The 19942-nt window shown below is 53.9% G+C and carries 17 protein-coding genes and 1 pseudogene; 15 read left to right on the top strand and 3 right to left on the bottom strand.

What is annotated here, in order from left to right; all coding sequences use genetic code 11:
- Positions 1 to 38 precede the first annotated feature (38 nt).
- The 10 genes from QVO51_RS03980 to eno all read left to right on the top strand — a co-directional run bounded on the left by QVO51_RS03980 (position 39) and on the right by eno (position 13071).
- Positions 39 to 1358, top strand: a complete 1320-nt coding sequence (locus tag QVO51_RS03980) for an Rqc2 family fibronectin-binding protein (RefSeq protein ID WP_288167836.1) — start codon at positions 39 to 41, stop codon at positions 1356 to 1358.
- The gene (locus QVO51_RS03975; RefSeq protein WP_015558517.1) at positions 1342 to 1854 is read left to right on the top strand and encodes a DNA-3-methyladenine glycosylase; all 513 of its coding nucleotides are present in this window, start codon (positions 1342 to 1344) and stop codon (positions 1852 to 1854) included. The genes QVO51_RS03980 and QVO51_RS03975 overlap by 17 nt, the downstream gene beginning before the upstream one ends.
- Positions 1855 to 2023: 169 nt before the next feature.
- The gene (locus tag QVO51_RS03970) at positions 2024 to 4645 is read left to right on the top strand and encodes a valine--tRNA ligase (protein ID WP_022357334.1); all 2622 of its coding nucleotides are present in this window, start codon (positions 2024 to 2026) and stop codon (positions 4643 to 4645) included.
- A 43-nt stretch (positions 4646 to 4688) separates the two neighbouring features.
- A complete protein-coding gene (locus tag QVO51_RS03965; protein WP_022357333.1) occupies positions 4689 to 5948 on the top strand; it encodes a bifunctional folylpolyglutamate synthase/dihydrofolate synthase in 1260 nt (419 codons plus the stop codon).
- Between the two features lie 374 nt (positions 5949 to 6322).
- Positions 6323 to 7582 (top strand): MBOAT family O-acyltransferase, encoded by a 1260-nt coding sequence (locus QVO51_RS03960; RefSeq protein ID WP_288167835.1) that lies wholly within the window; start codon positions 6323 to 6325, stop codon positions 7580 to 7582.
- 12 nt (positions 7583 to 7594) lie between these two features.
- Complete coding sequence (locus QVO51_RS03955) at positions 7595 to 9037, top strand: DHHW family protein (protein ID WP_022357331.1); 1443 nt, start codon at positions 7595 to 7597, stop codon at positions 9035 to 9037.
- A 10-nt stretch (positions 9038 to 9047) separates the two neighbouring features.
- Positions 9048 to 10853, top strand: coding sequence for an HAD-IIIC family phosphatase (locus QVO51_RS03950; protein ID WP_022357330.1), 1806 nt, complete (start codon positions 9048 to 9050; stop codon positions 10851 to 10853).
- Positions 10846 to 11079 (top strand): acyl carrier protein, encoded by a 234-nt coding sequence (locus tag QVO51_RS03945; protein ID WP_022357329.1) that lies wholly within the window; start codon positions 10846 to 10848, stop codon positions 11077 to 11079. The genes QVO51_RS03950 and QVO51_RS03945 overlap by 8 nt, the downstream gene beginning before the upstream one ends.
- A 124-nt stretch (positions 11080 to 11203) precedes the next feature.
- Positions 11204 to 11815 (top strand): rubrerythrin, encoded by a 612-nt coding sequence (gene rbr / locus QVO51_RS03940; protein WP_022357328.1) that lies wholly within the window; start codon positions 11204 to 11206, stop codon positions 11813 to 11815.
- Entirely contained in the window at positions 11812 to 13071 is a 1260-nt protein-coding gene (gene eno, locus QVO51_RS03935) for a phosphopyruvate hydratase (protein ID WP_022357327.1), read from the top strand. Before rbr ends, eno begins: the two co-directional genes overlap by 4 nt.
- Positions 13072 to 13146: 75 nt before the next feature.
- Here the strand turns inward: eno and QVO51_RS10860 are convergent, their stop codons facing one another.
- From QVO51_RS10860 to QVO51_RS03925, 3 genes and pseudogenes are all read right to left on the bottom strand, one after another.
- Positions 13147 to 13344, bottom strand: coding sequence for a dockerin type I repeat-containing protein (locus QVO51_RS10860; protein WP_338126707.1), 198 nt, complete (start codon positions 13342 to 13344; stop codon positions 13147 to 13149).
- A gap of 15 nt (positions 13345 to 13359) precedes the next feature.
- A pseudogene (locus QVO51_RS03930) lies at positions 13360 to 15249 on the bottom strand (glycosyl hydrolase); the annotation flags it as partial.
- Positions 15250 to 15456: 207 nt separating this feature from the next.
- On the bottom strand, positions 15457 to 16188 hold the full coding sequence (locus QVO51_RS03925; RefSeq protein ID WP_022357325.1) for an NAD-dependent protein deacylase: 732 nt from the start codon (positions 16186 to 16188) through the stop codon (positions 15457 to 15459).
- Between the two features lie 125 nt (positions 16189 to 16313).
- On the opposite strand from QVO51_RS03925, the gene QVO51_RS03920 reads away from it, so the two are divergent.
- The 5 genes from QVO51_RS03920 to obgE form a co-directional block, all read left to right on the top strand.
- Positions 16314 to 17957, top strand: coding sequence for a cellulase family glycosylhydrolase (locus QVO51_RS03920; RefSeq protein WP_423816611.1), 1644 nt, complete (start codon positions 16314 to 16316; stop codon positions 17955 to 17957).
- A 127-nt stretch (positions 17958 to 18084) separates the two neighbouring features.
- The gene (rplU, locus tag QVO51_RS03915; RefSeq protein WP_022357323.1) at positions 18085 to 18396 is read left to right on the top strand and encodes a 50S ribosomal protein L21; all 312 of its coding nucleotides are present in this window, start codon (positions 18085 to 18087) and stop codon (positions 18394 to 18396) included.
- Positions 18396 to 18719 carry a ribosomal-processing cysteine protease Prp gene (locus QVO51_RS03910; RefSeq protein ID WP_022357322.1) on the top strand — a complete coding sequence of 108 codons (324 nt, stop codon included), beginning with the start codon at positions 18396 to 18398 and terminating at the stop codon, positions 18717 to 18719. The genes rplU and QVO51_RS03910 overlap by 1 nt, the downstream gene beginning before the upstream one ends.
- 3 nt (positions 18720 to 18722) lie before the next feature.
- Complete coding sequence (gene rpmA, locus QVO51_RS03905) at positions 18723 to 19007, top strand: 50S ribosomal protein L27 (RefSeq protein WP_015558531.1); 285 nt, start codon at positions 18723 to 18725, stop codon at positions 19005 to 19007.
- A 102-nt stretch (positions 19008 to 19109) separates the two neighbouring features.
- The coding region (obgE, locus tag QVO51_RS03900) for a GTPase ObgE (RefSeq protein ID WP_288167834.1) at positions 19110 to 19942 on the top strand (833 nt) is incomplete at its 3' end.

The following is a 19942-nucleotide window of genomic DNA, read 5'->3' as shown; positions in this document are numbered from 1 at the left end:
GCCTGCGTCGGGTGGACGCTTCCGTATCCCGGGAGCGTATGGTACTGCCGGGTATGACCTACGCCATGCCCCCCAGAGAGGAACGGCTTTGCCTGCTGGATGCGGACCGGGATGCACTGACTCGGCTGGTTACACCCATGCAGCCGGGAAAGCTGGCAAAGCAACTGGTGGCAGGCATGGAGGGCATTTCCCCTTTGCTGGCACGGGAGTGGGCGTATTACGCCTTTCGGGGCAGTGAGCCAGTCGGTGATCAGATTGAGCCGGAGCAGGCGGATCGGTTGGTATTTGCCATGCAGCAGACCCGGAGCATCCTTCTGGGGGAACAGCCTGCTCATTATGCCACGCTGCGTACCCGGGAGGGCATGCTGAAGGAGTTTTGCTTTCAGCGGATCGCCCAGTACGGTACGCTGATGCTGGAAAGTGAAGCATCCAGTGCTTGTGAGACTCTGGATGAATTTTATGCCCGGCGGGATCAGGATGCCCGGCTCAAGCAGCGGGCAAATGATCTGTTTACCCTGCTGATGCATACCATGGAGCGGATTTCCAAGCGGCTTGCCAATCAGCGGGAGGAGCTGGCGGCGTGCGCTGCAAAGGAGGACATGAAGCGGAAGGGGGACTTGTTGTCGGCAAATCTCTATCAGCTGCAAAAGGGGGATGCGGTTGCCCGGGTGCAGAATTTTTACGATCCCGCATGCCCCACGGTGGAGATCCCCCTGGATGTGCGGTTGACTCCTTCCCAGAATGCACAGCGGTATTATGCCAAGTATCGGAAGGCAAGCACGGCGGAAAAAGTGCTGGTGGAACAGATTCGGAACGGGGAAGAGGAACTCCGGTACATTGACAGCGTGTTTGACGCATTGACCCGCTGCACCAGTGAAACGGATATTGCAGTGCTCCGGGAGGAGCTGGCAGGGGAAGGGTATCTGCGTGCCGCACGCCGTGGTACCAAGCCCACCCGATCCCAGCCGCCGTTGGTGTTCCGTTCTTCGGACGGGTTTCAGATTCTGGTGGGACGGAACAACCGGCAGAACGATCAGTTGACGCTGAAGCAGGCGGCAAAGCAGGATCTCTGGCTGCACACCCAGGGTATTCCCGGCTCCCATGTGATCGTGGTCAGTCAGGGCAGGGAAATCCCGGAGTCTACGATTTACGAGGCAGCATTGCTGGCAGCCCATCACAGCAAGGGAAGGGATTCGGCTCAGGTGCCGGTGGATTACTGCCCGGTGCGGTATGTGAAAAAGCCCAACGGGGCAAAGCCTGGCATGGTGATCTTTACAAATTATCAGACCCTATATGTAAAGCCGGACGAAGAAATTCTGGAGCGATGCAGGGAGGGCGTTCATGAAACCGCTGGATGATGCATTTTTTCACCGGGATTGCCTGGAGGTGGCACCGGCACTGGTAGGGAAGCTGCTGGTGCGTCAATTGCCGGATGGCTCCCTGCGCCGGGTGCGGATCACAGAAACGGAAGCCTATCGGGGTGAGGAGGATCGTGCCTGTCATGCGTCCAAGGGACGCACAAAGCGGACAGAGCTTTTGTATGGAGAGAGTGGCATCATTTATATTTACCTGTGCTACGGCATGCACTGGCTGATGAACGTGATTACCGGGGAGCCGGATCAGCCCCAGGGGGTGTTGTTCCGGGCAGCGGCGGACTATACGGGTCCCGGAAAGCTCACCAAGTATTTGCAGCTGGATGGAGCATGCAACGGTAAGCCATTGCAGCCCGAAACCGGAATTTGGGTGGAGGATGACGGCTTTGTGCCGGAGCTGATTACAAAGCCCCGGGTCGGCATCGATTATGCGGGCCCGGAGTGGGCGGCAAAGCCCTGGCGGTTCGTCTTGAAGCCGTAATACAGCACAAAGATTGTGGGGCAAATGTGCTTTTTGTGGTGTTGTCGTCGGGCAATGCTGCGGAATGTGGAGCATTGCCCTTGCTTTTTGTCCGGAATTATGCTATACTGGATTTATATTGATTTCAGGCGGCAATTTCCGGCTGCCTATATGACTGGAGAGATACAACATGCGCAAGGAGCTTGCAAAATCCTACAGTCCCAAGGACTTTGAGGATAAGATTTATGCTTACTGGATGGACAACCACTGCTTCCACGCAGAGGTTGACCGGACAAAGAACCCCTATACCATTGTCATCCCCCCTCCGAACATCACCGGTCAGCTGCATATGGGACATGCGCTGGACGAAACCCTGCAGGATATTCTGATCCGGTACCGCCGGATGCAGGGCTACTGCACGCTGTGGCTGCCCGGTACGGATCATGCTTCTATTGCAACAGAGGCAAAGATCGTAGAGGCGATGCGGAAAGAGGGCATCACCAAGGACGATATCGGCAGAGATGGCTTTTTAAAGCGTGCCTGGGCATGGAAGGAGCAGTACGGCGGCAGAATCGTAGAGCAGCTCAAGAAGCTGGGCTCCTCCTGCGACTGGGAGCGGGAGCGTTTTACCATGGACGAGGGCTGCAACCGGGCTGTCCGGGAGGTGTTCGTCCGGTATTATGAAGAAGGTCTGATCTACCGGGGAGAACGGATCATCAACTGGTGCCCTCACTGCCACACTTCCATTTCCAATGCAGAGGTGGAATTTGAGGAGCAGGACGGCTTCTTCTGGCACCTGCGGTATCCGCTTTCTGACGGCAGCGGTTATCTGGAGCTTGCCACCACCCGTCCGGAGACCCTGCTGGGTGATACGGCAGTGGCAGTGAACCCGAAGGATGAACGCTACAAGCAGTATGTGGGCAAGACAGTGGTTCTGCCTTTGGTTGGCAGAGAAATCCCGGTGGTTGCAGACAGCTATGTGGATATGGAATTTGGTACCGGCGTTGTAAAGATCACACCTGCCCATGACCCCAACGACTTTGAGGTGGGCAGACGGCATGATCTGCCGGTAATCAATGTGATGACCGATGATGCCAAGATTATTGCGGATTACCCCAAGTATGCGGGTATGGATCGATATGAAGCCCGGAAGGCCATTGTGGCAGACCTGGAGGCAGGAGGCTATCTGATTCAGGTGGAGCCTCATGCTCACAACGTAGGCACCTGCTACCGGTGCGGCACCACCGTAGAGCCGAGAGTATCCCTCCAGTGGTTTGTGAAGATGGAGGAGCTTGCAAAGCCTGCTATTGACGTGGTGCGCAGCGGAAAGATCAAGTTTGTGCCGGAGCGTTTTGACAAGAACTACTTTAACTGGATGGAGGATATCCGGGACTGGTGCATTTCCCGTCAGCTTTGGTGGGGACATCAGATTCCTGCCTTTTACTGTGATGATTGCGGCGAGCTGGTAGTCACCAAGGAGGATACGGCGGTTTGCCCCAAGTGCGGCAAGCCTATGCGGCAGGATCCGGATACTCTGGATACCTGGTTCTCCTCTGCTTTGTGGCCCTTCTCCACGTTGGGCTGGCCGGATCATACCGAGGAACTGGATTACTTCTATCCCACTTCTACTTTGGTTACCGGTTATGACATCATCACCTTCTGGGTATCCCGTATGATCGTTGCCGGTATGGCGCACATGAAGGAAATCCCTTTTGACACGGTGCTGATTCATGGTCTGGTGCGGGATTCCCAGGGCAGAAAGATGTCCAAGTCCCTGGGCAACGGCATTGACCCCCTGGAGGTCATTGACCAGTACGGTGCGGATGCCCTTCGGTTTATGCTGGCAACGGGCAATGCGCCGGGCAACGATATGCGCTACATGGACGAAAAGGTGAAGGCATCCCGGAACTTTGCCAATAAGCTGTGGAATGCTTCCCGGTTTATTATGATGAACCTGCCGGAGGATTACGAGCTTACCGGTCTGCCGGAAAGCCTGACCATTGAGGATAAGTGGATTCTGACCCGGTTCAATGACCTGTGCAAGGCGGTTACCGAGAATCTGGACAAATTTGAGCTGGGCATTGCAGTTTCCAAGCTGTATGATTTCATCTGGGATGTATACTGCGACTGGTACATTGAGCTGACAAAGCCCCGGATCATGGCTGGCGGCGCAACCAAGGAAAGCGCCCAGGCGGTTCTGGTTTGGGTAATGCAGGGCATGCTGAAGCTGCTGCATCCCTTTATGCCCTTTATTACCGAGGAAATCTGGCAGGCGCTTACCGGCGGCAAGACTCCCATTATGCTGGAGCGTTATCCGGAATTTGACCCGGCTCTGGATTACCGGGCGGATGCGGATGCCTTTGAAAAGGTGATTGCAGCCATCTCTGCAATCCGGAATCTGCGTACCTCCATGAACGTTCCGCCTTCTGTAAAGGCGAAGGTATGCATCGAGACCCAGGATCAGGAGCTGTTCCGTTCCTGCGGCATGTTCTTTGAAAAGCTGGCGTTTGCATCCGGCGTGGAAGTGGCATCCGGCTTTTCCATGGAGGATGCAGCGACCGCAGTAACCGATGCCTGCCGGATCTTCATCCCCATGGATGAACTGGTGGACAAGGAAAAGGAACTGGCACGGCTGGAAAAGGAGCGTGCAGCCGTACAGAAGGATCTGGACTTCCTTGGGGGCAAGCTCAGCAACCAGGGCTTTCTGGCAAAGGCGCCTGCAAAGCTGATCGAGGCGGAGCAGGCAAAGCTTGCAAAGGCGAAGGACAAAATGGAAAAGATCATGCAGTCTATCGCTGGGCTGAAAAAATAAGGATGGGGAGGACGGAAGTCCTCCCTTTTTCTGAGGTGAGAACATGACATATGCACAGACAATGGAATACATCAATCACTTTGGGCACACAGGGGCACCGGTGACGGATCTGAGCCGGATGGAAACGCTGCTGGAGGCGCTGGGGAATCCCCATCGGCAGCTAAAATTCGTCCACATTGCCGGTACAAACGGCAAAGGCTCCACCTTGACCTACTGTGCGGAAGCCGCCATGACCGCCGGCATCCAAACAGGCATGTTCACCTCTCCCTATATTCTGTGCTACGAGGATCGGATTCGGGTCGATGGGGAGAATATCCCCCGGGATGCGCTTTGCCGACTGGGGGAGCAGGTGCGGAAGCATGCGCCGGAGCTGCCTTTTTCCCAGTTTGAGATCACCCTTGCCATTGCGCTGCTGTATTTTCTGGAGCGCCGGTGTGAGTTGGTGTTCCTGGAGGTGGGCATCGGGGGACTGCTGGACGCTACCAACGTGGTGGATCCCCTGGTAAGCGTCATCACCTCCATTTCTCTGGATCACACCGCCCTGTTGGGGGATACGGTGGAGCAGATTGCCCGGCAGAAGGCAGGGATCATTAAGCCCCATCGTCCGGTGGTGCTGGCACCTGCCAATCTGCCGGAGGTATGCAGCGTGGTGCGAAACCGGGCGGCGGTGGTGGATGCCCCTTTGCAGGAGGCGGAGCAGATTCCTTTGGAGATCCGGCGGCAGGATATTGCCGGGGCATCCTTCGTGTATGGAGACAGACCCTATGAAATTTCCATGCCTGGACTGCATCAGATCCACAACGCCATGACTGCGGTCTGTGTGCTGCATGTGCTGGAGCAGCTGGGATATCACATTTCAGAGGAAGCCATCCAACAGGGGCTTTTGCATGGGAAGGTGCCTGCCCGGATCCAGGTGCTGTGCCGGGAGCCTTTGACCCTGCTGGACGGGGGGCATAATCCGGACGGCACAGAGGCGCTGCGGGATACGCTGAACGCCTGCGCTCCCAAGCCCATATACGGGGTGGTGGGGCTGATCGACACCAAGGATTATCAGCATGCTGTGGCAAATCTGGAGCAGGTGCTGGAGCAGGCATTTTGTGTGGATGGTTTTGCTCCCAACAGTGTGCCGGCGGAAACCCTGGCGGAGGCTTTTACCCGCATTTCCGCAATGCCCCTGCCCTTGAAAGCGGCTTATGCCAAAGCGGTGCAGCTTGCAAAAGCCCATGGGGGGACTGCTGTGATCTGTGGTTCTCTGTACCTTGCCAGCCGGTTTTTGGCAGAGATGGGTATGAACAAAATGTGAATATTCTAAAAAGTTGCCGTTTGCTATTGCAAGCGGCATTTCTTTGTAGTATAATGAAATTATGTTGGGGATCTTGTCGAAAAAGAAACATGACAAGCTGCTCCGCCTGAAAGGAAAGAACCTGCAAAGCCCTGTTTTTCGGGGCTGGATGGTTTTTGATCCGGCAGAGCGAAAGAAGGATCCCGGCTTGTGTAGAGAATGATTTCAACAAAAGAAATGAGGCTGTTTTTATGGTATTTTCCAGTCTTTTCTTTTTGTATTTGTTTTTACCATTATGCCTACTGGTCTATTGGCTGGCACCGAAAATCGAATACAAAAATAATGTACTGCTTCTTTTTTCACTGATCTTTTATGCCTGGGGAGAGCCACTGTGGGTGCTGCTGCTGGTATTCAGTGCCACGGCAAACTATCTGTTCGGACTGCTGATCGAAAAATATCGGGGAAAAGCCGGTGCAAAAACTGCACTGGTTTCTTCTTTGGTGCTGAATCTGGGGCTGTTGTTTCTGTTCAAGTACAGCGCTTTTACCGCTGAAAACATCAATGCTCTGTTTTCCATTCATCTGCCCGTTCCCAACATCCGGCTTCCCATCGGCATTAGTTTTTATACCTTCCAGACTATTTCCTATGTGGTGGACTGCTATTGGGAAAAGATCCGGGCTCAGCGGAGCTATTCCAAATTCCTGCTGTATGTATCCATGTTTCCCCAGTTGGTGGCGGGGCCCATCGTCCGGTACAGCACCATCGAGCCGGAGTTGTCCAAACGGTATGCCACTGCCCATGACATCAGCGAGGGTCTGACCCGGATCATGATCGGTCTGGGCAAAAAAGTCATTCTTTCCAACCATCTGAGCACCATCGTAGACGCATTCTTCACCGGTGATCTGGATCATGTTTCCGTGGTGGGCACCTGGTATGCGGTTGCGGTTTACGCTATGCAGATCTACTTTGACTTTTCCGGCTATTCAGATATGGCAATCGGATTGGGACGGCTGTTCGGATTCCACTTTGACGAAAACTTCCGGCATCCCTTTCTGTGCAAGGACATTACAGAGTTCTGGCAGCGCTGGCACATTTCTCTGGGCACCTTCTTCCGGGATTATCTGCTGTACATCCCCATCTTCGGCAAGCGCCGGGCATACGGCGGACTGTTCCTGGTTTGGTTCTGCACGGGTCTGTGGCATGGCGCAAGCTGGAACTATATCATCTGGGGTCTGTATTTCGGCATCTTTATCTGCTTTGAGCGGCTGCTGGGTAAAAAGCGTATCAAGCAGATCCCGGTGGCAGTGCGGCATATCTACTCCAAAATCGTTATCGTCATCGGCTTCGGTATTTTCTACTTTGAAAAGCTGCCCCAGTTGGGTCAGTTCTTCAAGAACCTGATCGGTGTTGGCAGCAATGGTTTTATCGATGAATTCACCAAGCTGTCTGTTGCGAACAATCTGTATCTGCTGATCGGAGCGGTAATCTGCTGCTTCCCGGTTGTGGAAACCTTGGAAAAGCTTGCAAAGAAGTCCGAGGGACGGCAGCTGGCATTTGGCGTGCTGCAGGCTGCGTGCAACGGGGTGCTGTTGGTGACAAGCAGTATTTTGCTGGTGGATGCCACCAACAATCCGTTCCTGTATTTTCGCTTTTAAGGGGGTGCGCATATGGAACCGAAGGATCAACTGGATATTGAACTTGCATCCGAGAAAAAACCGGAACACAAGCAGCCAGTCCGGCACAGTCATCATCCTGCCCGACAGAAAACCGATTTGCTGAATGTACTGGTGATCGGCACATTGGTCACCGGAACGGCTTTGTGGTTTTTGTTCGGCACCCGCCCTACGGAATCCGAGATCGAAAACAGGAACCTTGCCAAGTTCCCTTCCTTTTCCTGGAGCGATTATATTTCCGGAAAGTACACGGCGGATATTGCAAACTATTACAACGACACCGTACCTAAGCGGGAATGGTTCAAGAATCTGACTGCCTCCATGCGGCGGCATATGGGGGTGCAGATGGAGGATGACGTGAAGTTTTACGGCACCCTGCATGTAAACAAGGACAGCGAGCCGGAAACAACGGAGCCGCTGGTGACTACCCAGCCCATCCAGACCCAGGTGGGCACCGAGCCAGTTACCACTGCGCAGGATCAGCCGGCGGAAAGTCAGCAGATCACCGCTGCCACCACCGTTGCGGTGGAGGAGAACGATGACAGCAAGGAAGACGGGGAGATCAGCAACAACATTCTGATCTACAAAAAGCGTGGCATCATGCTGTATGGCGGCAGCTATGCGGCAGGCAGAAATTACGCCAGCTATGTGAACGCATACAAGTCGGATCTGGGGGAGAACGTAAACGTATACTCCATGGTGATCCCCACCCCCTGTTCCTACTATATGCCGGACAAGTATAAGAACCTGATCGGCAGTGAGCAGGGGAATATCGATAATATTAACCAGCACCTGGACGGAGTCGAGCCGGTGAATGTATACGACATTCTGGGACAGCATACGGATGAGCTGATCTATCCCCGGACGGATCATCACTGGGGTGCCATTGCTGCGTACTATGCGGCACAGGAGTTTGCATCCGTGGCACAGGTTCCCTTCCGGGATATCTCTCAGTTTGAGAAGATCACAAAGCCCGGTTATGTAGGCACGCTGTACGGTTATTCCGGAGATATCGTTCTGAAGGACAATCCCGAGGATTTCGTATATTATGCGCCGCAAGAGGATTATACCACCACCTACTACAACTCGGACATGAGCAACGAGCGCACCGGCAGACTGCTGATCAATCTGGAAAAGGTGAAGCCTGTCAGCTGGTATCTGGTATACATGGGCAGTGACGACAGGATTACCCATATCCAGACCTCCGCCCGGAATGGCAGAACGCTCTGCATCGTGAAAGACAGCTACGGCAATGCGCTGACCCCCTACTTTATGGACAGCTTTGAGGACATTTATGTGATCGACATGCGGTACTTCAAGCCAAATGCCATTTCCTTTATGAAGGAGCACAACGTGACGGATGTGCTGTTTGCCATGAACACCTTCAGCGCAACCGGGCCCAATGCCAAGAAAATAGAACAGATTCGCACACAATAAGGAGGGGCTTATGCTACAGGCTCTTGCGTATCCATTTGACAGTCCGGAGCTTCTGCGGCACCGGAAGCAATATCGGCGGCAGTTGCTGGCAGACAACAGTCAGCGGATTCCCAAGCGGATCGCTGTGCTGGGGGGATCCACCATGGCAGACATTGTGTCCATGCTGGAGCTGTTTCTGCTGAACGAGGGTATTGCCCCGACCTTTTATGAATCCGAGTATGCCCAGTACTGGCAGGATGCTATGTTTCCCAACGAAACGCTGGCGGCATTCCAGCCGGATCTGATTGTGGTGCATACCACCTGCCGGAATATTACAGAATTTCAGCAGGATCTGACCCTGTCGGAGGAAGCATGCTGGGAGGCGGTGCAGCGGCAGTATCAGAAGCTGGAGGCCATGTGGGACAAGCTGGCGGAAACCTACCACTGTCCCGTGATCCAGAATAATTTTGAGTTTCCCTCCTATCGGCTGCTGGGCAGTGCGGATGCCTCCGACCCCCACGGGCTGACCAATTTTGTAACGGAGCTGAACCGGCTGATTTATGGGTATGCCCGGAAGCATCCACAGTTTTATGTGCATGATCTGATGAGTCTTGCTGCATGCTACGGGCTGGATCGATGGGCGGATCCCAGCTACTGGTATCTGTACAAATACCCCATGGCGCTGCAAGCAATTCCAGATTATGCCTATAGTTTGACCCGGGTGATCCGCTCCATTTATGGCAAAAATAAAAAAGCCCTGGTGCTGGATCTGGACAATACCCTATGGGGCGGTGTCATCGGGGACGATGGGCAGGCAGGCATCGAAATCGGTCAGGAAACTGCCCAAGCTCAGGGCTATACGGAATTTCAGCAGTATCTGAAGGCGCACCAACAGCTTGGAGTGCTGTTGAATGTATGCTCCAAGAACGAGCCGGAAAATGCGGAGCTTGGCTTGCAGCATCCGGAAAACGTGCTGCACCGGGAGGATTTCATCGCAGTGGAGGCTAACTGGGAGCCGAAGGATCAGAACATTCTGCACATTGCCGATCAGTTGAATCTGCTGCCGGACAGCTTTGTGTTTGTGGATGATAACCCTGCGGAGCGTGCCATTGTCCGGGGACAGATCCCTGGCATTGCCGTTCCGGAGATCGGAGAGGTGACGGATTATATCCGGGTGCTGGATCACTGCGGCTATTTTGAAATGACCGCTTACTCTAAGGACGATGCAAAGCGGAACGAAATGTATCGGGAAAACCTGCAGCGCAGTCAGCAGCAGAAGCAGTATGCCGACTACACGGAGTATCTGGAAAGCCTGGAGATGCAGGCGGAGATCCGGGATTTTTCCCCGGTATACCTGCCCCGTATCACCCAGTTGACCAATAAAAGCAACCAGTTCAATCTGACTACCCGCCGATACACGGAAAGTGAGATGCAGGCGGTGGCGGACAGTCCGGATTACGTCCGTCTGTGCGGACGGCTGCGGGATAAGTTCGGGGACAACGGCATTGTTTCCATTGTGATCGGGCAGAAGCAGGGCACCCAATTGAATATCATTCTGTGGCTAATGAGCTGCCGTGTTCTGAAGCGGGATATGGAGCTTGCGATGCTGGATACGCTGGTATCCCAGTGTCGGGCGCAGGGGATCACCACCCTGCACGGGATCTACCTGCCCACGGCAAAGAACAGGATGGTTGCCGGGCTGTATGAAGGCTTCGGCTTTGCGAAGCAATCCGAGACCCCGGAGGGCAGGACCGACTGGCTGCTGGATCTGACGAACTATACAAACCGGAATCATGTGATCCGGGTCAATCAGGAAGGAGAACAGGAACATGCGTGATACTTACAAAAAGCTGACAAAGGTATTCCGGGAGGTCTTTGATGATGACAGCATCGAACTGACCCCGGAGACTACTGCAAACGACATTGACGATTGGGACAGCATTGAGCATATCAATCTGATCGCCGCCGTGGAGGATGCATTTGGCATGCGGTTCCAGATGCGAGAGGTTTCCGGCATGAAAAACGTGGGGGAAATGGTACAGATCATCGAAAGCAGAACGTAAGGCAAAGAGCAGTGCAGATGCGCTGCTCTTTTTGTATATTCACCGGCTTTGCGCAGATACTATTTGCATCCGGCGGCATTTTATGCTTTGCTTAGTGCTGCCATAAAAAGGAGGCAAAAGAACCATGCAGATAGCATTTGCAGAAAGTCAGACCCGGCTGAATCTGATGCGGGCATTTGCCGGCGAAAGCCAGGCGCGGAATCGGTATACCTTTGCAGCAGAGGCAGCAAGCCAGGCACAGCTTTATGTGATCAAGGCGGTGTTTCAGTTGACTGCCAGTCAGGAGCTTGCCCACGCAAAGGTGTTTTATGACCTGCTCAAGGAGCTGAACGGGCAGAACGTAACGGTGGACGGTACCTATCCGGTGGAGGTGCTGACAGAGGTGCTGCCCTTGTTGCAGCATGCACAGCACAACGAATTTCAGGAGTTTGACCCGGTGTACCCCCAGTTCGGGCAGATCGCTGCCCAGGAGGGCTTTACCCAGGCTGCCGCCGCATTCCAGCAGATCGCAAAAATTGAAAAGACCCACGGAGAACGGTTTGGACTGTTTGCCCAGTGGATGGAAAGCGGGAAGCTGTTCGTCAATGAAACCTCCACCAAGTGGATGTGTCTGAACTGCGGACACATTGTGGACAGCACGGAAGCGCCCCATATCTGTCCTGTGTGCTCCCATCCCCAGGGCTATTTTGTGCGGCAGGCGTATGCGCCGTATACGACGGGGGTGGCACAGACATGAGTGTGAAAATCGAACGGATCAGAGGATATGAGGTGCTGGACTCCCGGGGGAATCCCACAGTCCGGGCAGAGGTGCTGCTGTCGGACGGTTCCCTGGGTGCCGCCAGTGTGCCCAGCGGTGCATCCACCGGCATGTTTGAGGCAGTGGAGCTGCGGGATGAGGAAGGCCGCTACAATGGGAAAGGCGTTCGCAAGGCAGTATCCAATGTAAACCATGTGCTGGCGCCGGCGTTGATTGCCCAGGGTACTCTGGATCAGTACCGGATCGACCGGTGCATGTGCAGACTGGACGGTACAGCCAATAAATCCGCCTTGGGGGCAAATGCCATGCTGGCAGTGTCCTGGGCAGCAGCCAGGGCGGCGGCACGACATTACCACATGCCTCTGTACCGGTATGTGGGAGGCATATATGCCAATGTGCTGCCGGTGCCTATGATGAATATTCTGAATGGCGGTGCCCATGCTTCCAACAATGTGGATATCCAGGAGATCATGGTAATGCCCCGGGGCGCATCCTCCTTCCGGGAGGGACTGCAAATGGGTACGGAGATCTACCACGCTCTGGGGGGTGTGCTGAAGGGGAGAGGTCTTGCCACCACCGTTGGGGATGAGGGAGGCTTTGCACCGAATCTGGCTTCGGATGAGGATGCCATTGCGTGTGTGCTGGAGGCAATCGAAAAGGCAGGCTACAGCGCATCGGATGTGCAGATTGCTCTGGATGCAGCGGCCAGCGAATGGTACGAAAACGGCAAGTACCGGCTGCCAAAGCGAGGTACGGAGTATGACACAGAGGGTATGAGCGACTATTGGGAGCACCTTTGCAAGACCTATCCCATCTGTTCCATTGAGGATCCCCTGGGGGAACAGGACTGGACGGGTTGGAGCAAGCTGACCAGTCGACTGGGTGCCTGCGTGCAGCTGGTGGGGGATGACCTGTTTGTAACCAATACGGAGCATCTGTCCCGTGGCATTTCCCAGCATGCTGCCAATGCGCTGCTGGTCAAGTGTAACCAGATCGGCACACTGTCCGAAGCGCTGGACGCTATCGGCATGGCGAAATCCGCCGGGTACCGGACGATTCTGTCCCATCGCTCCGGGGAAACGGAGGATACCACCATTGCAGATCTGGCAGTGGCAGTGGGTGCCGGACAGATCAAGACCGGCGCACCCTGCCGGACGGATCGGGTGGCAAAATACAACCGACTGCTGCGGATTGAGTCCGAGCTTGGCAGTGCTGCCCGTTATGGAAGAATGTAAAGGGAATCCCGCACAATGAAAGAAAAAGCCGCCCCGGAGCATCCGGAGCGGCTTTCTGTTTTTGTGTGTAAGAGATTATTTGCCCAGCATGGTATGCTTGAGCAGAGCCAGGTCATATGCATTCAGCACGCCGTCTCCGTTCAGATCGGCACGCTTTGCCTGATCGGCAGTCAGCTTACCGCTCTTGATCAGATACTTCTGGAGAAGTACCACGTCGCTGACGCTGAGTTTGCCGTCCAGATTGATATCGCCGGTGAGAATGTCATCGCCCACATAGCTTACGGTCAGGTAGTCAAAATATGTCCAGCCCTCGCCGCTTTCTACCTTGATTGTATTCTTGCCTGCCTTCAACTCAACCACGATGGCATCGCTCTCTCCAAACAGGATGGAATAGGGGAAGAAAGCCTCGCCCGCTGCGGTACCGTTGACGTAGAGGTTCTGGGTCTTGCCGTTTTTCTCAAAGTTCTGCTGATAACCATAGCGGATGGCGTACTTGCCTGCCTTTTCTACGGTTACAGTCTGCTCAATGTAGTCGCCCTCTCCCTGGAGGTACACATATTTTCCACCAGAGCAGTAATCGTAAGCAACGGTCTTGGTGCCCTTGTTGGTTTGAATGCTGCCATCCTCACACTCATAGGCACCTTCCACGTTCCAGTTGCCTCCGTTGCCCCGTGCATAGCCGTACAGGTCATTGGGCACCTCGTCCAGTGTTACGACATAGTCGCTGTTATAGATCTTGTCCAGCATTTCCTTGGTATTGGTGGTACCGTTGGTGATGAAATCTCCGTACCAGGGGCAGAAGTAAGACCACCATGCGCCCTCGTTCACCATGTTGGTGATGTCCGGGATTACATCGTTTTCTGCCAGTGCAACCATCTTGGTGTCGTTGGTGTCATTGACCAGGGTCAGGAACACAGAGGTTGCAGCAGAGGTGTTCCAGGTGTAGGGAGAGCCCTCGTACTTGTCGTATGCAACCATGTCTACATAGTCGTTCCCCGGATACCACTGTGCGGAATTTGCATAGTCGTACAGGTTTACTTCCCAGATGCAGTTGTGGATGCCGTATTCTTCGGTCAGAGTGGTGTACAGCAGCTTCCACAGTTCCTTGTATACCTCTGCGCCGGAGGAACCCCACCAGAACCATGCACCGGAGCCGTCGATATTGTTGTTGCCTTCCGCTTCATGGAAGGGACGGAGAATAATCGGTACATTTGCATCCTGGAGGATCAGCAGCTGCTCCGCCAGATCCTCGATTGCCAGCATCAGGTATTTGTATTCCTTTGTGGTAGGATCCAGGCAGTTTGCAGTGTTGAAAGAGGAGGTGGGCTTGTAGGTACACTGTTTCCAGTCCAGCTGATCCCCCAAAGTGTAGGAGTCAAAGTCCTGGGGCACGTTGATGTGCCAGCTTGCGGTTGCGATACCGCCACAGTTTGCCACCCAGTTGATGACACGGCCAGTGGTGCCGTCCTCCCAGCCGTAGAGGGGGTTGTAGTTCATGAAATCGAAGCCCCGGATTACGGGATATTTGCCGGTGGTCTCGTAGATGTACCGGAATTCCAGCTCGGTGTCCCCATTGTTGCCGCCGCCGTAGATCTCCTGCTGACCGGAGATGATGTGATTGCCGTACTGACTGGTCATGTACTTCATCAGCGCCTTAGTCTCGGCAGTGGCATTTTTGTCGCAGGGGTTCGGCGCAATGTTCAGCTCCGGCATATCTGCAAAGTCAAAGGTGACGGTGTCGTAGAGAATAAAGCCCCAGCTGCCGGAAGCGCCCACATCAATGGTGTGCTTGCCCTTTTCCAGGTAAAAGAAGCCGAAGCTGGAATCCTGCCATTTTTCGTTATTGGGAATGTAGATGGAGCTTTTGACATCTCCGTCAATTGCCATGGTCTGCATTCTGGTGGTGCCCGGATCACCCAGGTACATCCAGCATCTTGTGGTGAGCTCGTACATGGCATTCTCCGGTACATCCACCTCAAAGGTCATGCCGCCGGCGTTCCCTGCCCATACGAAACCATCTCCGCTGTAGCCCGGATACTCCGTGCCGTACACATTGGTGGTGACGCTGGCGCCTGTCAGCAGGGTGCAGTCCTCCGCCTCGGCAGTGAACAGAGGTGCTGCATCAGCCCCTGTGTCAGCTGCCTGAACCGGAACGAAGATGCCGGCGGTCAGCATCATTGCGCTGGCAGTGAGGGCACTGCCCAGTCGCTTTACGAATGAATTCATAAGAAAACCTCCCTGTATGATTTTATGTTAATATTATGCCACGTTTGTTTGAAAACTTCAAGTACTTTTCATAAAAAACTCAAAATAATGTGCACATTAAATAAAGAATCCGTTAAGTTATGGAAGGATGAATTGAATAAAACGGTTGCTTAAATAATATCAGCATCTGATTTGGTTAAGTACACTGCCGATCTTGTCCCGGATCAGAAGATCCATGCTGCCGTCCATCTGGGTCTCACCGCAGTTGATGAGTACGGATGCATTGCCCCGGAAATACTGCAAAAAGCCGGCTGCCGGATATACGTTCAGGGAGGTGCCGCCCACGATCAGCAGATCAGCCTGCTGCAATGCAGCAATGCTCTGAGAGATCACATCACTGTCCAGGGATTCCTCGTACAGTACTACATCCGGCTTGATGATGCCGCCACAGTTGCAACGGGGGATGTCTGTGCTTCTGCGAATGTAATCCGCAGAATATGCCCTGCCGCAGTCCATGCAGTAGTTCCGCTCCACCGAGCCGTGCAGCTCCAGTACATGCTTGCTGCCGGCTTTCTGGTGCAGTCCGTCGATGTTCTGAGTGATGACTGCCCGGAGCCTGCCTGCCTGTTCCAGCTGGGCGAGCTTATAGTGTGCGGCATTTGGCTGGGGCATAAAGGGATGGTCACACAGCAGGATCTTTTTTCGATAGAACGTGTAGAATTCTTTTGTATGGTTCAGGAAGAAGCGATGACTTAGGATCTCCTCCGGGGGATAGTCGTACTGCTGGTTGTAAAGTCCGTCCACACTGCGGAAATCCGGGATGCCGCTTTCGGTGGATACACCGGCACCGCCAAAAAATACAATGCTGCTGCTCTGGTCAATCATGGCCTGCAGCTGCTGAATCTGATTCATAGAAACCCCTCCTTTTTTTCAGTATAGCACTGCTGTATCAGAAAAGCAATCATTTGCTTGACTTTTTTAGTGAAGTCCTATAAAATATAAGTATCTATAACATTGAGAGGGGCGGAAACATTTTGATCAAACAGTTCAAACGTATAGCGGCAATGGGCATGACCCTGTGCATGGTGGCGGCAGGCTGTTTTGCAGCAGGTTTTCCTACGGCATCTGCGGAAGGAACCACCCAGGATGACTGGCTGCATGTGGAGGGGAACAAGATCTATGACGCATCCGGCAACGAGGTGTGGCTGACAGGCTGTAACTGGTTTGGCTACAATGTGGGCAGTCAGGTGTTCGACGGGGTATGGTCCCAGAACATGCATAGCATGCTGCAGCAGATTGCTGACCATGGGTTCAATTTCCTGCGTGTACCCATGTCAACGGAGCTGCTGCTCCAGTGGAAAAACGGGGATCCGGATCCGGCAACGCCGAAGGTAAACACCTACTCCAATCCGGAACTGTCCGTGGAGGGGGTGGAAGGCGGTACAGTGAAGTACAGCTTTGACATCTGGAATCAGGCGGTGCAATGGTGTAAAGAAGCGGGCATCAAAATCATGATTGACGTACACAGTGCCGAGACGGCTTCTGCCGGTCATCAGATTCACCTCTGGTATACGGACAAGTTCAGCACGGAGGATTGGTGTACGGGCTTGGAGTGGTTTGCGGACTATTACAAGGATGATGACACCATTCTTGCCATCGACCTAAAGAATGAACCCCATGGTACGGCGGATGAACCGGATATCATGGCAAAGTGGGATAATACCACGGACGCCAACAACTGGAAGTATGCAGCAGAGATCTGTGCGAACCGGGTACTGGACGTGAACCCCAATCTGTTGATTATGATTGAGGGCGTGGAGGTGTACCCCATGGAGGGTTACGACTGGACGGCGCCTCGCATTGATTATACTACCATGACCGAGTACTATCATCATACCTGGTGGGGTGCATGCTTCCGGGGACAGCGGGAGTACCCGATTACTCTGAAGAATCCCCAATATCAGAAACAGGTGGTATTCTCTCCCCATGACTACGGGCCTCTGGTATGGACTCAGACCTGGTTTGACAAGGATTTCACCCAGGAGACTCTGATGGAGGATTGCTGGTATGACAACTGGGCGTTTATTTATGAGGAGAACATTGCACCGCTGCTGATCGGCGAGTGGGGTGGCTTTATTGACGAGGAGCATGACGCAGACGGGAAGAACACCAAGTGGATGACCTATCTGCGGGACTATATGATTGAGAAGCATATTCATCATACTTTCTGGTGCTTCAACGAAAACTCCGGTGATACCGGTGGGCTGGTTTATGACAATTTCTCCACCTGGGATGAGGATAAGTACGCACTGGTAAAGCCGGTGCTGTGGCAGACGGAGGACGGCGCCTTTATCGGTCTGGATCACGAGATCCCATTGGGGGTCAACGGGGTTTCCCTGGGCGAGTATACGGACGGCAAGACCACACCCGGCACTACAGCTGTGACGGATGAGCAGGGCAATCCGGTGACTGTGACCACTGCCAAGCCCATTCTGCAGGGTGACTTCAACAGCGACGGCAAGCTGAACGCACTGGATGTGGTGATCTTCAAGCGCTATATCATCGGTCACACGGATCTGGAGACCCTGGACGCAGAAATTGCAGATTTCAACCGGGATGGTACGGTGAACATTGCGGATCTGGTGGCTATAATCCGATATCTGACCCAGGAAAAAACCTGAGAAAAACCATTGACAGTGGTAACAAAATGTGATAAAATAAATGTGCCGCATGTGATAGGCAGGAAAAGCGATGCGTATGCATCCGCCTCTCGCAGCGAGTTTTTAGAAAAAGGCAGGTGCCAGAATCATGTACGCAGTGATTGAAACAGGTGGAAAGCAGTATCAGGTCAGCGAAGGCGATGAGATTTTCATCGAGAAGCTGCCGGTAGAGGCTGACGCAGCAGTAAGCTTTGACAAGGTAATTGCAATCGGCGCAGAAAGCGGTCTGACTGTCGGAACTCCTTATGTTGCAGGTGCAACCGTTGAAGCCAAGGTGCTCAAGAACGGCAAGGCTAAGAAGATCACAGTCTTCACCTACAAGCCGAAGAAGGGCGAGAAGACCAAGATGGGTCACAGACAGCCCTATACCAAGGTTAAGATCGAAGCAATCAAGGCATAATGATTGCCGCAAGATTCCGCAGCTGCGGTGGTGTGCTGTGCGGACTCCAGATCAGCGGACATGCCGATTTTGGGGATGCGGGCTACGATATCGTATGTGCGTCCGTCTCCTCGGCAGTACAGTTGACAGCCAACACGATCACGGAGATCTTCCGGATCCCTGCGAAGGTGGAGGCGTTGGACAACGAGATCCGGATCAGCATCCGGCAGCAGGATGACAGCACGGGGGCAGGCAGCAAGCTGCTTGCAGGGTTGCAATTGCAGCTTCAGTGTCTGTCAGAGGATTATCCGAACAGAATTCAGATGAAGCTTACGGAGGTGTAAGAAATGCTGAGAATTAGTATGCAGTTTTTTGCGCATAAGAAGGGAATGGGTTCCACTAAGAACGGTCGTGACTCTGAGTCCAAGCGTCTTGGTGTGAAGCGTGCAGACGGTCAGTTCGTTGTAGCAGGCAACATTCTCGTGCGTCAGAGAGGCACACATATTCATCCGGGCGAGGGCGTTGGCATCGGTTCCGATGACACCCTGTTCGCAAAGATCGATGGTACTGTAAAATTCGAGCGTGTAGGTCGGGATCGCAAGAAGGTTTCCGTTTACGCTGTTGAGCAGTAATCCGGACGTTTGAAAAACAGAGATGAAACCCCTTGCTTTGGCTAGGGGTTTTATTGTGTAATAAGGTGCCGGGCGGATGCCCTGTCACATGTGAGGAAGCATATGTTTGTTGATAAGGCGAAAATTAAAATCAAGGCGGGAGACGGCGGCGATGGCGCTGTTTCCTTTCACCGGGAAAAGTATGTAGCAGCAGGCGGCCCGGACGGCGGCGACGGCGGCAAGGGCGGCGATGTTGTATTCGTGGTGGACGATAATTTTTCCACCCTGATTGATTTCCGTTATAAGCGCAAGTATGTGGCAGAGCGTGGGCAGGATGGCAGCTCCCGCAACTGCACCGGCAAGGCGGCAAAGGATCTGATCATCAAGGTGCCCCGGGGTACCATTGTCCGGGATGCCCAGTCCGGCAGGCTGCTGGCAGACCTGTCCACGGACGAGCCCCAGATCCTGGCGCATGGGGGGCGGGGCGGCAAGGGCAACCAGAATTTTGCCACTGCTACCCGGCAGATCCCCCGCTTTGCAAAGCCCGGTTATCCGGGTGAGGAGCTGGAGGTGATCCTGGAGCTGAAGCTGCTGGCGGATGTGGGTCTGGTGGGCTTCCCTAACGTGGGGAAATCCACGCTGATCTCTGTGGTCAGCGCTGCCAAGCCCAAGATTGCCAACTACCATTTCACCACCCTGACTCCGGTGCTTGGAGTGGTCAAGATCGCCCAGGAGCGCTCCTTTGTCATGGCGGATATTCCGGGACTTATCGAGGGCGCCAGTGAGGGCGTGGGACTGGGACACGAGTTTCTGCGGCATGTGGAACGGTGTCGGCTGATTCTGCATGTTCTGGATGTTTCCGGCGTGGAGGGTCGGGATCCCATTGAGGATTACAAAATCATCAACCGGGAGCTTGCCAACTTCAGCGAGGAGCTGGCGGAATGCCCCCAGATCGT

Origin of the sequence: Ruminococcus sp. CAG:379, from assembly GCF_000434255.1 — a bacterium.
GTDB classification, from domain to species: Bacteria; Bacillota; Clostridia; order Oscillospirales; family Ruminococcaceae; genus Ruminococcus_F; species Ruminococcus_F champanellensis.
The sequence above is the reverse complement of the archived record's forward strand: the minus strand, read 5'-3'. Positions and strand labels throughout refer to the sequence as shown.